This window comes from Polyangium jinanense, from assembly GCF_028435365.1.
In genome coordinates this window covers 16,149-29,451 of sequence record NZ_JAGTJJ010000023.1, presented here as the reverse complement: position 1 = coordinate 29,451, position 13,303 = coordinate 16,149, and the positions used below count along the sequence as shown (strand labels likewise).

Below are 13,303 nucleotides of genomic sequence, written 5' to 3'. Positions count from 1 at the left end.
GGGGCGCTCAGGCCTCGTCGTCCCTCAGCTCCCGAAAGGGCCCGCTCTCCTCCCCGAGCGCCTTGCAAAGCGCCTCGACCTTCTCCAGCTCGCGCCGCAGCATCTTGTGGTGATTGCGCGCCTGCACCTGCGCGCCCTTCCCGAAAAGCCGGAACGCCGCGTCCCGGCTACCGAGCCGCTCCACCGCCGTGCCGAGCACGAGGCCGCGGAATGCATCGCAGAGATCCAGGTCGAACACGAGGCCCTTTCCCTGCTGCCGCTCGGCCTCTTCCACGATCGCGCCCGCCGCGACGCGCAGGTCGTCGAGCGTCGACCTTCGCCCGCTCCCCCGCTCGTAGCTCAGGGCGCGCGCGAAATGCTTTTCCTCCAGCAAGATCTCCGACCCTGCCTCACCGTGCGTCATGAGCGCGAGCGCATAGGCCCGGCGAACGACGTTGTCGAGCTGACGCAAATTGCCCGGCCAGGCATGCTCACCGAGAAGCGTCTCCACGCCCGCCGCGATCCGCGCTTCCCCGCCCGGCACCGATTCGCGATGGCGCCTCGAGGCCATGAAGCGCGCCCATTCCGCAATTTCGTCCCGGCGCTCGTCGAGCGGGGGGATCTGCACCGGGAGCACGTTGATCCGATAATAAAGATCCTCCCGGAACCGTCCGGCCTTCACCTGGTCGTACAGGTCGACGTTGCTCCCCACGATGAAACGCACGTTCGCCTGCTGCTCGCGCGCGCCGTCCCCGATCGGGCGATACGTGCGCGATTCGAGGAGCTGGAGCAATCCCGCCTGCGCCTTCAGCGAGAGTTTGTCGATCTCGTCGATGAACAACGTCCCCTTGAAGGCCCGCGTGATGCACCCGGGCGTGTCGCGCACCGCGCCCGTGAACGCGCCCTTTTTCCAGCCGAAGAGCTCCGCCATTTGCAGCTCTTCGGGCACGGCGATGAGGTCGAGGACCTCGAAGGGCGCCTCACGCCGGACCGATCGCGCGTGGCACCAGCGCGCGAGGCGCGATTTGCCCGCACCCGTGGGACCGCCGATGAGCAGGGTCTCCTCCTGCTGCGCGAAGACGCGGAGCATGTCGATCAAGCCCGCCATGCTCTGGCCCATGACGGGCAAGAGATCGTCGGTCGCGCCAGTCGCCGCGGGCCGGGGCGGAAGGGTCGCGAGGTAAGGCGCCGCGAGGTCGGCGAGGAGCTCCAGTGATTCGTGAATGGCCGGGAAGATGAAATCGTCGCCGACGGCCCTCGGGCACCCCGCCTCGACCGTGGCCATTCCCTCGATCGCGCCGTGCAGGGTGCGCAGCGGGATCGCGTAGAGGTGGCTCGTGTCGCGGCTCGTCAGCCGAAGCACGCTGTCCTGACCGGAAAATCCGCCCTCCTGGAACACGTTCGCGGATTCGTTTTGCCGCGTCCATACGCGGCCGAGCGGGACGTCGATCGCAATGGGGCATGCTCGCGTGACGACCCAGCGCCACGCGCTCACGGACGGCAAATAGTTGATGGTCGGCTCGCCGCCGCGCTGCGTATCGTCGAGGAGGACCAATCGCCGGTAGCCGTCGCCGGGCCGCCAGTGCGCCATGCCGCGGAGGATCTTGCCGCGGCCGGCGAAGCTGCTCTCCGCGAGCGCCGCGAGCGCCGCGTCGAGCATCGCGCGCAACAAGGTGTGCGCGGCGTCCTCGAAGGTCCTCGCCTTCCGGAGCCGGTCGATAAAAGCAAGGATTTCCCGCTGGTTCATGCCCCTCCTTAGCGCCCAAGGAGCCCGAGGGCCATCACGACCGCCGCCACGAGGACGACGGCGATCCCGAGCCACACAGGCCATCGCCGGGGGCGCGACGAGACCGTCGCCTCCGTCGGGGCCCGTTCCTCGGCCACCGCGCGCTCGATCACGGCGTACGGAGCGCTCTCCATGTGGGTCATGCCCACCTCGCTGGGCGCGTCCCTGCGGCCGACGAGCATGTCCTCCCGCAGCGCCATGCCTCCCGGCAAGAGGGGCTTCATCGCTTCGAGCATCGCCGCCGCGCTGGAGAACCGTTCTTCACGCGAAAGCCGTGACGCCCGTTCGAGGAGCGCCTCCACGTCGGGGCCGACCCCCGGCACGACCTCGCGCACCGTGGGCATCGGCTTCGTCGCGATATGGTTGAGCAGCAAGGGGAACGATTTGACGTCCGCATGCGGCGGCTTTCCGGTGAGCATCGCGAACAGCGTCACCGCCAGCGAAAACAGGTCGCTGCGTGCGTCAATGCCTTTCGCGCCGTCGAGCTGCTCCGGCGACATGTAAAGCGGCGAGCCGAGGAGCTGCCCCGTCTCGGTCATGGACAGCTGCGGTGCCGAGAGGGCCGAAGGCGCGGCGCTCGTGGAATGATCCGGCGGGAGGCGCCGGATCTTGGCGAGGCCGAAATCGAGGATCTTGACCACGATTGCGCCGCCTTCCCGCCGCGCGAGAAAGAGATTGCCGGGCTTGATGTCCCGATGCACCACGCCCGCCGCATGCGCCGCCGCGAGCCCCGCGCAAACCTGCGCCGCGATCCGCAAAGCCACGTCGACCGGCAAGGGGCCGACCCTGTCGAGGAGGGATTGCAGGTCCTCCCCGCGGAGCAGTTCCATCACGAGGAACGGGGCGTCCGTGGCGGGATCCCGCTCGATGTCGAGCACCTGGGCGATGTGCTCCGACTCGAGCGAACCCGCGATGCGCGCCTCCTGGTCGAAGCGCAAAAGCTCGGGATCCCGCGGGTCGAGGACGTTCCCCCGCAGCGACTTGATCGCCACGCGCCGGCCGGTTCGCAGGTTCTTCGCGGCGTAAACCGTGCCCATCGTCCCCTCCCCGAGGACGGCGGAGAGCTCGTATTTGTCGCCGATTTTCCCCTGAACCCTGATCGCCAAGGTTGCGAGGGTACGCGCCATCGCGCGTGGCGGGCAAGGGCTGTGAGGAGGGCAGGGCGCGAGGCGTTATTTCCTGGCCTTCGCCTTGAGCGCGGCTGCCTTTTCGAGCAGCGCTTTCGCCTGCGCTTCGAGCTCCTCGGCCGCCTGCGCCCGGGCCTGCCGCTCCTCGGCGGCGCGGGCCTCGGCCTCGGCTTCTTCTTCGAGCTTCTTCAGGAGGGCGTTGCGCTCTTCGAGCTGGGCGGTGAGCTCGGCGATCGCCGCCTTGACCTCGTCGATCGTCTCCTCCTGCTCGCGAGGCGGCTCGCTGTAGAAGAAACCGTCGGCGAAGTCCTGCGGGAGCGCGGGGTTCTGGAAGGGCAGCTTTCCGAGCCCGCCGTGCGCCTCTTTGCGGGCGGCGTTGACCTTGTCGATGAACTGCTTGCGCTTGCCGACATCGCGGAAATCGCGATTGCTCGACTGCGCGGTCTTTCGCAATTGTTCGGCGTCCTTGCCCGCGGATACGAGCGTCTCCGCCTCGGGCGCCATGGCCACGAGCGCGGGCACGCCGCATTTCGCGAGCGTCTCGGCCCAGTCGCTCATGTTGTCGAGCTGTCCGGCGAGGACGGGCCGGCGGAACTTCCCGAGCGGCTTGTTCTTGAAAAGCGCGGTGCGGAGCTGCTTGCGCGTAGGGCCTTCGGTGGTGTCGTCAATGCCACGCGAGGCACGCCCGGCGAAGACGTCGAGCCCGCCGTCGGCCTTGTCGACGGCGGCTTGCGCCTGCGACATCCCATCGAGGATCTCGATTTCTTCGAGGAGGACGAGCTTCCATTCCTCGCGGAGCTCCTGGAAGACCGGCACATAAACCGCGGCGAGAGGCTCCTGGCGCGCGTGGGAAAGGGTGTATTGCAGCTCCCGGAGGAGCGTGAAAAGACCGATGCGATAGGAAAGAATGCGAGCTGCCATCGTGGGGACGCTACCCAGGCCGCCATGGACGGTCAAGACAAATGTGACGGACCACGCCACGCCAGCTCGGCGTGGGTGGGTGCAGAGCATGGGACGCTATCGTGTTCCGTTGATGTCGAGGGAAGCGAGCCCGTGAGACAGCAACGGCGCGCCGAGCACATCCTTTCGAAGCCGCCCAGACTGGCTCGGGCCTCGGAGGACGGGGCCTGTTCGGCTGCCGAACGGGGAGAAGCGCGGCGGGCCGGGAATCGTTCCGCGGCAGGACAGGATCGGCGCTCGGGCCCTCGTCGCTTCCGGCAGAAACAACGATGGGCCGCGTCCGCGTCCCGGCGTGGTTGCGGAAAACAACGGCTGGCTGGCGAGACGGCCCGGCGCTGTTTCGCAAAGGAATTCCAGCGCGGAGGTCGAGCCCGGGACGGTCACGGAGCCGAACCGTCGGCGGACGCGACGACGGTCAGAGCTTTTCCGCGAAACAGGGGGCGGCCGGGTGGCCCGGGCGTGTGTTCCACGAACCAGCGTAGGGCGGGAGCGGGAGGCCTACGCAGTCCAGCGTGAAAACAGGGAGCGGACGCGCATGCGAGGCGGGTCGCTGCTCTCGTGAGAATGCCGGACAGCGGGGCGTTCTTTCCTGGCCTTCGCCTTCAGGGGCGACATGGCTGGAAGTCTGGCGTCAACGCGCAATGACGAACGGAGACCACGAAGATCCCCGGTCCTCGGTCGAAGCGACATATCGGCCGGGCGCGACGCCTGCGCCATAGTCGTCGTCGAGCCGGAGGACGAGATCGAAATGATCCCGCGATCGCGCAATCAGCGACTCCACCGTTGCCATGTAGTAGACCTTGCGGAGGGTCGCACGGCGCGCCCAGGTGCGGCCGGAATCGGTCGAAGCAACGATGACCAGGTCCCAGCCCGGCGACTCGATTCGATTGTCCAGGACGCCGATGACCTCGCGGGAAGCCTCGCCGGCCCGCGCGACGGCCTCCCAACCCATTTGCTCGTTGTCAGGGCCGTCGAGCACGACCGTCTGCACCGGACGTCCGGCGCTCTCGATCGCGACGGCAGGAAAGCTGTGCAGCGGGTCGGGGCGGACATCGAAGAAGACGAGGCGGCCCGTTTCCGGCGGCGGGAGCGGGAGACGAAAGCGGACCTCATCGGCCGGGACCTCGGGCGATGCTCGTGTCGCGGGCTCGATCCCCGACCCGCGGGAACGCGGGGGAGCGCTGGCCGGGGGGGTGATTGCGCAGGAAAAGACGCCCGCGAGCAACAGCAGAACGGAAGCGACGCGCATGCGAGGTGGGTAGCTGCTCTCGTGAGCCGTGGCAAGGCGTGAGAATTGCGCTCCCCGATCTCTCGTGGTAGCGCCTTTCCTCATGGATCGACCTGCCCTGCCATTCACCGTCGTGCTGTGCGTATCCCTGTCCCTGTCGGCGTGCTCGTCATCCAATGCCGGACAGCAGGTCGTCCCCAGGGCAGCAACCCTGCCGAGTACCGCTTCCACGACCAGCGCCGCGCCGGCGTCCGCCGCGACCGCTCCGCCTCCAGCACCCACGCTGGCGCTGCGCCCCATCCCCGCCGAGGATGTCTTGCCGGCTGGCTTCTGCCACCTCGATGTTTATCTCGACGAGGAATGCAAGAAAAGCGCGCCGCGTTATGCACTCTTCCTCGGCGTCGCCGTCGACGCCCATGCGGCCGAAGCGGCACTCCGCAGCGGGGGGACCGGGGAGCTCGCGACGGGATACCCGTTCGTCACGACGCTGGACGATCTGCCGCTCGCCGATCCCAAGCGCAAAGGGCTCGCGGTCGTGGCTGGGCTCTTCGAGCGCAAGGACCAGGCCGAGCAATATCAGGCGCGCTTGTCCGGTCCGACCGAGCTCGTCGAGCTCGCCTCGCCCGAGGACGCAGCGTCGCGAAAAATCCAGCCGAAGGACAGTCGCTCAAGCGCGGTCGAGCTCGCCGAGGATACGGCCGCGTTCTCGAAAGAAGATCTCGAGAAGACCGAAGAGGCTCTCGACGAGGCACTCGCGCAGAAATGGGTCAGCCTGCCCGAACAGAGAGAGCGGCGGGAGCGTGCCATTGCGGCGCTAGAGTCGCGCTGCAAGCTCCCCCGTGGACGCGTGTTCTCGGCGTCGCACAAGGACTTGATCCGTCCGTTCATGCTGCGTTATGCCCCCGTGCGCTGCGACGACGGCGCCGAGGCCTGGGTTCCCTGGCGCGCGACGCGGCTGAAGAGCACTGTGGTGCGCACCGGCGAGGGCGCGCTGGTGCATCAGGTCATGCTGGTGGAGTGCGACTCGCCCATCATCGAAACACGCCGGTTCGGCGCGGACTCCGTGGCGAAGCCGCTCCGCCTGGCGCTGCGTGGGGGGTGCTGATTCAGGGCGCCCCGCCGTCCGGACCCGGAGGCTCCCGCGCCGCCGAAAGCAGCGCCCCCGGACAAACCACCGGCTGCGTCCGCTCGGTGCTCCCCTCCCGCAAACACGATTTCCCCATCACGCGAATGCGCTCGCCGACCTGTAAATCCTGCGGGCAAGGGGTCTGCGTGGCCGGGGAGACGACGTCCCGGTCGACCGAATGAACCTCGCATCGCTCGGCCGTGCGGGCGAGGTAATGGCGAATCGTCGGGCGGCGCGGGGGCGCGGCCGAGGGCGCGGCGGAGAATGCGGTATCGGGGGGAGCGGGCGCGGGCGTGGCCTCGGGGGCGTCGCCGCCGCGACACGCCGGGAGGAACGCGGCGAGGAGGAACACGCGGAAAGGGCCGCAGAAGAACACGCGCACGGTCCTCTCCTTGCCACAAGTTTTGTCGTGGCGGGCCCGTCGTGTTGGGCTAATTCAACCGTCCCCATGGCCGAGCTTCGCCCTTCGTCGCGCTCCGGAAGAGATGGGATCCCCATCGACTGGGGTAGCCTCGCGCCGCTGCGCCTCAGGGCCCGGACGCTGGCCGAGGGCGTCTACGCCGGCGGGCACCGGAGCGTGCGCAAAGGGCCCGGCGTGGAGTTCGGCGGGCACAGGCCCTACGTGCCCGGCGACGATCTCCGGTTCTTCGACCGGCGCGCGCTGCTCCGGCACGACCGGATGATGGTGCGCGAGTTCGAGACGGAGACGGATCGCGCGCTCTGGCTCTGTGTGGACGCGACGGCGTCGATGGCCTACCGCAGCAGCCGGGCCCCAGGCGCGAAGCTCGCCTACGGGGCGCTCGTGGCCGCGGCGCTGGCACGCGTGGCGCTGTCGACGGGGGATCCCGTGGGCCTCGCGTGGATCGGCGGGCGCGGGACGCTGCCGCTGCCAGCGTCGAGCGGGCGCGAGGCGTTCGATCGGGTGGCCGGGGCGCTCGAAGGGGCCGCGGCCGCGGGTGACGCGAGCACGGACGAGGCGGCGATGGAGCGGGCCCTCGCCCCGGTGGCACGGCGGGCGCGGCGAGGCGCGGTGATCGTGCTCGTGAGCGATTTCGTGGACCTGCCGGAGCGGGCGCTGTCGGCATTTTCGGCGCTCGCAGCCGGCGGGCGCTCGCTCGTGGCGCTGCGGGTGCTCGACCCGAACGAGGCGGATCTCGGCTTCTCCGGGCACGTGCGGCTCCGCGCGAGCGAGGGCGACGTGGTCGTGGAGACCGACGCCGAGGAGGTGCGCGCGGTCTACCGCGAGCGGCTCGCCGGGATCGCCGAGCGCTGGTCGACGGAGCTTTCCGGAAGGGGCGGGCGCTGGGTGGAGTCTGTCACGGACAAGCCTCCCGCCGACGTGGTGCGCGAAGTGGTGCGCGCCGTGGCCGAGGCGCGCGCATGAGCTTCGCCACGATCGCCGCGCTGCTCGTGGCGCTGCTCGTCGCCGCGCCGGTCGCAGCGCACCTGCTCCGGCGAAGGCAAGCCGAGGAGCAACCCTTCCCGCCCGCGAAGCTCGTTCCGCCGACGAAGCCATTGGCCCGGCGGCGGAGCATGCTGGAGGATCGCTCGCTCTTCGCGGTGCGAGCGCTCAGCGTGCTCTTGCTCGCGGTGCTCGGCGCGACGCCGTTCGTGCGGTGCGCGCGGCTCGGCCTGGAGCGAAAAGACGGAGCCTCGGTGGCGCTCGCGATCGTGATCGACGATTCGCTGAGCATGCGCGCGCCGCTGGAGGGCGGAACGGCCGCGCCGGGGAAACGGACGAAGTTCGATCGGGCCCTCGCCTCGGCGCGCGAGCTCGCCACGGGCCTGCGCAGCGGCGATGCGGTGGCCGTGGTCCTCGGGGGCGCGCCCGCGCGCGTGGCACTCGCGTCCACGACGAACATGGCGGCCGTGACGGGCGCGCTCGATGGGATCGAGCCGTCGGATCGCGCGACGGATCTGGATGGCGCGCTGGCCCTGGCGCGGGAGCTTCTGCGCAGCGTTCCGCACGCCGATCGGCGGGTGGTGCTCCTGAGCGACCTCGCCGATGGAGCGCCGAACGCCACGCCCCTCGGCGGCGGCTCGGACACGACGTTGTGGGTGCCGCTGCCGGAGCTCGAAGCCACAGACCGCGATTGCGCCGTGACACGCGCGGATCTGCGCTCGGGCAAGGTGCGGGCGCGGGTCGTGTGCAGCCCCGAGGCGCGGCCGGCCGGCGAGGGCGCGGCGGTGATCTCGGCCTCGGCGGGCCGCGCGGTGGAGCTGCGGGCCGAGGGGAAGGTGCTCGCGTCGGCGCCGCTCGGGCCGTCCGTCCGCGCCGAGGAGGTCGCGCTCGACGTGCCGGAAGGAGCGCCGGAGGACCTGACGGTCGGGCTGACGCCGGGCGACGCGATCCTGGAGGACGACGAGGCCCCGGTCGTGCCGGCCGGCGGGGCGCTGCCAATCGCGGTCGTGGTGGACGTGGCCTCGACGCACGTGGCCACGGGCGGGCCGCCGCCGATCGAGCAGGCCCTCACGGCGATGCACCTCGACGCGGAGGTGCGGCCGCTGCCCGCGGTGCCGGACCACGCGGATGAGCTCGCCGCGTTTGCCGGGCTCATCGTCGATGACGTGCCGGGCTTCACGCCGGAGGGTCGGCGCTCGCTTTCGGCGTGGGTCGAGCGCGGGGGCGTGCTGCTCTTGACGTTCGGGCCGCGCGCGGCGACAGCGCCACTCGGGGCGGGGTTCGATCCGCTCGTGCCAGGCGTGGTGCGCTGGGGGCCGAGTCCGTCCCAGGGCGCCGATCCCGCGAGCGCGGTGTTTTTCGGGCCGAGCGCGGAGGGCCTCGGCAAGCTCTCGCCCGACGGACGCGCGTCCTTCGATCCGGCCGCCGCGACGAACGCGGACATGCTCGCGCGCTGGGACGACGGCGCGCCCCTGCTCCTGCGCCGCTCGCTCGGCCGCGGCGCCGTCTTCGCGCTCTCGCTGCCGCTCACCGTGGACGAGAGCGACTTCGTCCTGCGGCCGGCATTCCTCGCCCTGCTCGACCGCTTCGTGGGCACGGCGCGGGCGCGGGGCGGGGCGCGGCAGATCGACGTCGGCGACGCGTTCACGTTCGACGGGTTCAAGGACGTGTCGATCGAGCGATTGCCGCTCCGCACAGGCGAAGCGCGGCGGCCGATCCCGGTCGTGGAGCAGGACGGACGCCGCCGCGCCGTGGCGCCGCTGCGGGGTCGGTACGAGGTGCGTCTCGACGGCGAGCGCGCGATCCGCGTCGCGACCGTCCCCGAGCGCGAGATCGATCTGCGCCCGCGGCGCGTGATCGACGCGGCGCGTGCCGAGGCGCTCGGCGGCGTCGTGCCCTCGATCGACGCGTCGCCCTACGTCGCGCTCGGGCTGCTCGGGCTCGTCGTGCTGGAGCTGTTCCTGCGCGCGGTGGGGCAAAAGCGCGAGGGTTCGGCGTCCACGACGGTCTGAACCGCGGTAGCATCGCCGTTCTCGCTTCGGAGGCGTGAGGACATGCGATTCACTTGCTTGCTCGCGATCGCCGCGCTCGCCGCGGCCGGGTGTACCGCCGACGGCAGGGACCTCTTCGGCTCGCCGCAGAACCCCGGCGCGGGAGGGGAAGGCGGCAGCGGGGGCAGCGGCGGCATGGGCGGGATGAACGCATCGTCGTCGTCGTCCGGGAGCACGTCTTCTTCGTCGAGCGCGTCGAGCTCCAGCTCGTCCTCGTCGTCCGCGTCCTCCTCGTCGGCCTCTTCGTCCTCGTCCTCGTCCTCGTCCTCGTCCTCGTCCGGCGGCGGCGATACCTGCCAGCACGCCGTCTGCACGGTCGGAAATGCGCTCAACGCGGGCTGCAATCCGTGCGTCGAGCAGGTCTGCGCATCGGAGAACGGAGCCGCGTGTTGCGAGGACTTCTGGGGCGGCAACTGCGTGGCGCTCGCCGATCAGCTCTGCAACGCCGGCTGCTGCGGCAATGGCGAGTGCAACGGCGAGACGTGCGACTCGTGCCCGAACGACTGCGGCGCCTGCTTCTGCGGCGACGGCGTGTGCAACGGCGGCGAGGACTGCGGCTCGTGCGCCGAGGATTGCGGGCCCTGCGCCGAGTGCCCGCACTCGGTCTGCGGCACGGGTGCGGCCCTCGATCCCGACGTCTGCCGCGCGTCGTGCGTGGACGAGGTGTGCATGCAGGACGCGAACTGCTGCGGCATGGGGTCGAGCGCGCCGTGGACCGGGGCATGCTCGTACCTCGCGGACACGCTCTGCGGCGCGGATCCGTGCATCACGGCGGTGTGCATGGATCAGCCCGCGTGCTGCACGACGGGCTGGGACCAGGCCTGCGTGGAGGCGGCCACGATGAAGTGCGGCGTGAGCTGCAACTGCGCGCACTCGATCTGCCAGTCGGGCGACGAGCTGGATCCGACGTGCAACCCGTGCGCGGCGGCCCTTTGCAAGGCCGATCCTTATTGCTGCGAGCAGAACTGGGACGGCATCTGCGTCGGCGAGGTCGAGCTCATCTGCGGCATCAACTGCAATTGACGCCGAAAGCGCGGGGGCAGGCTCCGATCCCGGGCCCGCCCCCGCCAAACCTCAATGCGTCTGCCAGTGCGGAGGGATCTCCTCCAGCACCGCGGTCGCGGCCGCGGGCTCGGCCGGCGGCGGAATGCGGCGCGGGCCGTTCGGCTTGAAGCTGTGCTCGGCGCCGGGGAACGTGCGCGCTTGCACCTCCTCCACGTACGCCCGCGTCGCCGCCATGATCTGCTCGCCCACCTCGGCGAAACGCTTCGCGAAGCGCGGGCGCAGATCCGGGTACATGCCGAGCATGTCGTAACAGACGAGCACCTGCCCATCACACCCCGCGCCCGCGCCGATGCCGATCGTCGGGACAGACACGGCCGCCGTGATCTCCTCCGCGAGATCCGGCGGGATCGCTTCGAGCACGATCGCGTACGCGCCAGCCTCGTCGAGCGCCTGCGCGTCCCGCACGAGCCGCGCCGCGGCGTCGTCGCCCTTGCCCTGCACCTTGAAGCCGCCCATCGCGTGCACCGACTGCGGCGTGAGCCCGATGTGCGCGCACACCGGAATGCCCGCCGTGACGATGCGGCGCACGTGCTCGGCCACCTCCTCGCCGCCCTCGATCTTCACGCTCTCGAACGCGCCGTCCTTCATCAAGCGGCCCGCGCTCTCGAGCGCCTGCATGGGCGAGAGCTGGAAGCTCATGAACGGTAGGTCCCCGACCACATGCGCGCGCCGCGCCCCGCGCGCGACGGCGCGGCCGTGGTAGCAAATCTCCTCGACCGTCACAGGCAGCGTCGTCGGGTGCCCTTGCACGACCATGCCGAGCGAATCGCCGACGAGCAGCATGTCCGCGCCGCCCTCGTCGAGCAGTCGCGCCATCGTGAAGTCGTAGGCCGTCACCATCGCGATCGGCGGCCCGCCTGCCTTCCGCGCGCGAATGTCCGGCACGGTGATCTTCTTGGGAGCCGCAGACGGACGTCCACCGCCACTGCTCTGACCTTTGGGACCGTACATGATTTCCTCCGGGTCGCGGCCGCATGGACGCGGTCCACGCCTACGAACGAGGCTAGGGCGACCCGAACGAAACGGCAAGACGCGCGATCCGCGAAAAAATCGCGCGGGCTGCACGCCGGGATGACCCGGAAAAACCCGCGCGATGGGACGTCACCGGCGGCGACGGCGGCGCGCGACCGAAAGCAACATCGCGCCGCCCAGGAGCCCGAGCGCCGCGGGCATGCCCGCCTCGCCGCCGACGGCGCAGCCCGCGCTCTTCGAGCCCGGGTTCGGGTCGTCCTCGCCCACGCCGAAGCCATTGTCCCAGGGGTTCACGTCGGGGTCGGTGATCGGCCCGCCCGGGTCGGAGCACCACTCCGGCGGCGGCGGACACGCGGGCGGCGTGCCGACGGCGGTCGTGACCTGGAGCCATCGCTCGACGTACGACTGGTCGTTCGACGCGCCCAGCGTGAGGTCGGTCTTCAGCGCCTCGCGCGAGAGCTCCGCGTGGATGCGAGTCACCCAGAGGTTGTTTTCGGGGATCGCGCCGAAGAGCGCGGCCATGTCCTCCACGCATTCCTCGAGCGCGCTCGGGCCCATCGGATCGCCGCCGTAGCCGCTGTTCTCGGGGTCGAACTCGGCCGTGTATTTGAGATTGTCCTCGATCCAGTAACGCGAGAGCGGCTCGCCCGCCTCGACGAGCCACGCCTTGCCGCCCGACGTGTCGAAGCTCTGCTGCTTGAGGTCCTTGTAGTTGCTCGATTGCGTGTCCCAGTTCCACACGAGATCCGCGGGCTTGATCTGGAAGCTCGGGAAGTTCGTCGGCTCGTAGCGGCCCTCGCCGAGGACCCAGAGCGTGATCGGCGTGAGCGCGCCCGTGCCCGCGGCGACCATGCGCAGCGGCAGGACCGGGACCGCGCCGAGCGAGGTGACGCGCACGGGGCGCATCGAGTTGATGCCCTGGCCAGGCACGAGCTTGAGGGCGAGGAAGTCGAAGCCCTCGTTCACGTACGCGTCGACGATCGGCTTGATGTCGGGCGGGATGTTGTAGCCGTTCGAGAGCAGCCAGTTCGCGAGCGCGTTCGGATCCTGCGACGAGAGCTGCACGGTCGCGTACGGGCCGACGACCTCCTCGGCGATGACCTCGACGCCGCCGCCCGCGCCGCCCGAGCCCGAGTCGTTGTCGCCGCCCGCGCTCGGCGCGCCCACGCAGTCGGGCGGAAGGCAGTTGATCGAGGGCGAGAGGACCGAGACCTGTGTGGCCTGTTCGAGCGCGCCAAAGACCGCGTCGGACGAGAGCCCGATGTCGACCTGCCCCTTGATCGGCAGGAGCCACGCGAACGAGGACGGATCCCCCGCGTAGGTGATTTGATCCCAAAGGGTCGTCCGATCGTTCGAGATCGAAAGAACCATGCGGTGGCCCGTGACCTGCGTGGTCTCCTGCTGGGTGATGAAGCACCCGCCACACGCATTCGAATCGGTCGCGTAGAGGGCGGGCACCACGAGGAAGGGCAAGGACAAGGCGAGGGCGCGAAGGAGCTTCATCACGATCCTCCAAGGCAAGGGCCCGGCAAGGCCGAGCGAGGGACGCTTCCGCTACGCGACCCCCCATGAAGGCGCGTAGCCTTTTCACTCTACGCGTCTCGACG

The 13,303-nt window shown here is 70.2% G+C and carries 11 protein-coding genes; 4 read left to right on the top strand and 7 right to left on the bottom strand.

The genetic code is table 11. From position 1 onward, the window contains the following. Nucleotides 1-7: 7 nt before the first annotated feature. The 4 genes from KEG57_RS30000 to KEG57_RS29985 form a co-directional block, all read right to left on the bottom strand. Nucleotides 8-1,726: a sigma-54-dependent transcriptional regulator gene (locus KEG57_RS30000; RefSeq protein WP_272459068.1), complete on the bottom strand. Its 1,719-nt coding sequence runs from the start codon at nt 1,724-1,726 to the stop codon at nt 8-10. Nucleotides 1,727-1,734: 8 nt separating this feature from the next. Next, entirely contained in the window at nt 1,735-2,871 is a 1,137-nt protein-coding gene (locus KEG57_RS29995; RefSeq protein WP_272459067.1) for a serine/threonine-protein kinase, read from the bottom strand. Between the two features lie 66 nt (nt 2,872-2,937). Next, nucleotides 2,938-3,813: a hypothetical protein gene (locus tag KEG57_RS29990; protein ID WP_272459066.1), complete on the bottom strand. Its 876-nt coding sequence runs from the start codon at nt 3,811-3,813 to the stop codon at nt 2,938-2,940. Between the two features lie 670 nt (nt 3,814-4,483). Continuing rightward, nucleotides 4,484-5,101, bottom strand: a complete 618-nt coding sequence (locus KEG57_RS29985; RefSeq protein ID WP_272421812.1) for a hypothetical protein — start codon at nt 5,099-5,101, stop codon at nt 4,484-4,486. Nucleotides 5,102-5,183: 82 nt separating this feature from the next. Between KEG57_RS29985 and KEG57_RS29980 the strand changes: the two genes are divergently transcribed. Further along, on the top strand, nt 5,184-6,185 hold the full coding sequence (locus KEG57_RS29980; RefSeq protein WP_272421811.1) for a hypothetical protein: 1,002 nt from the start codon (nt 5,184-5,186) through the stop codon (nt 6,183-6,185). A gap of 1 nt (nt 6,186) precedes the next feature. Here the strand turns inward: KEG57_RS29980 and KEG57_RS29975 are convergent, their stop codons facing one another. Further along, on the bottom strand, nt 6,187-6,588 hold the full coding sequence (locus KEG57_RS29975) for a hypothetical protein (RefSeq protein WP_272421810.1): 402 nt from the start codon (nt 6,586-6,588) through the stop codon (nt 6,187-6,189). 66 nt (nt 6,589-6,654) lie between these two features. On the opposite strand from KEG57_RS29975, the gene KEG57_RS29970 reads away from it, so the two are divergent. Genes KEG57_RS29970 through KEG57_RS29960 form a run of 3 tightly spaced genes read left to right on the top strand, consistent with a single transcriptional unit; the run spans nt 6,655 to nt 10,682 of the window. Beyond that, nucleotides 6,655-7,590 carry a DUF58 domain-containing protein gene (locus tag KEG57_RS29970; protein ID WP_272421808.1) on the top strand — a complete coding sequence of 312 codons (936 nt, stop codon included), beginning with the start codon at nt 6,655-6,657 and terminating at the stop codon, nt 7,588-7,590. Continuing rightward, nucleotides 7,587-9,620 (top strand): vWA domain-containing protein, encoded by a 2,034-nt coding sequence (locus KEG57_RS29965; protein WP_272421806.1) that lies wholly within the window; start codon nt 7,587-7,589, stop codon nt 9,618-9,620. The genes KEG57_RS29970 and KEG57_RS29965 overlap by 4 nt, the downstream gene beginning before the upstream one ends. A gap of 42 nt (nt 9,621-9,662) precedes the next feature. Next, nucleotides 9,663-10,682 (top strand): hypothetical protein, encoded by a 1,020-nt coding sequence (locus tag KEG57_RS29960; protein ID WP_272421805.1) that lies wholly within the window; start codon nt 9,663-9,665, stop codon nt 10,680-10,682. Between the two features lie 51 nt (nt 10,683-10,733). Here KEG57_RS29960 and panB read toward each other — a convergent pair whose 3' ends face one another. Together panB and KEG57_RS29950 are read right to left on the bottom strand one after the other, a co-directional pair. Beyond that, nucleotides 10,734-11,675 carry a 3-methyl-2-oxobutanoate hydroxymethyltransferase gene (gene panB, locus KEG57_RS29955; protein WP_272421803.1) on the bottom strand — a complete coding sequence of 314 codons (942 nt, stop codon included), beginning with the start codon at nt 11,673-11,675 and terminating at the stop codon, nt 10,734-10,736. 150 nt (nt 11,676-11,825) lie between these two features. After that, on the bottom strand, nt 11,826-13,199 hold the full coding sequence (locus tag KEG57_RS29950; protein ID WP_272421801.1) for a DUF2330 domain-containing protein: 1,374 nt from the start codon (nt 13,197-13,199) through the stop codon (nt 11,826-11,828). Nucleotides 13,200-13,303: the final 104 nt, after the last annotated feature.

Coding starts and splice junctions, on each gene's coding strand:
- KEG57_RS29965 (WP_272421806.1), top strand. CDS start 7,587: ATGAGCTTCGCCACGATCGCCGCGCTGCTCGTGGCGCTGCTCGTCGCC.
- panB (WP_272421803.1), bottom strand. CDS start 11,675: ATGTACGGTCCCAAAGGTCAGAGCAGTGGCGGTGGACGTCCGTCTGCG.
- KEG57_RS29950 (WP_272421801.1), bottom strand. CDS start 13,199: ATGAAGCTCCTTCGCGCCCTCGCCTTGTCCTTGCCCTTCCTCGTGGTG.
- KEG57_RS30000 (WP_272459068.1), bottom strand. CDS start 1,726: ATGAACCAGCGGGAAATCCTTGCTTTTATCGACCGGCTCCGGAAGGCG.
- KEG57_RS29990 (WP_272459066.1), bottom strand. CDS start 3,813: ATGGCAGCTCGCATTCTTTCCTATCGCATCGGTCTTTTCACGCTCCTC.
- KEG57_RS29985 (WP_272421812.1), bottom strand. CDS start 5,101: ATGCGCGTCGCTTCCGTTCTGCTGTTGCTCGCGGGCGTCTTTTCCTGC.
- KEG57_RS29980 (WP_272421811.1), top strand. CDS start 5,184: ATGGATCGACCTGCCCTGCCATTCACCGTCGTGCTGTGCGTATCCCTG.
- KEG57_RS29970 (WP_272421808.1), top strand. CDS start 6,655: ATGGCCGAGCTTCGCCCTTCGTCGCGCTCCGGAAGAGATGGGATCCCC.
- KEG57_RS29960 (WP_272421805.1), top strand. CDS start 9,663: ATGCGATTCACTTGCTTGCTCGCGATCGCCGCGCTCGCCGCGGCCGGG.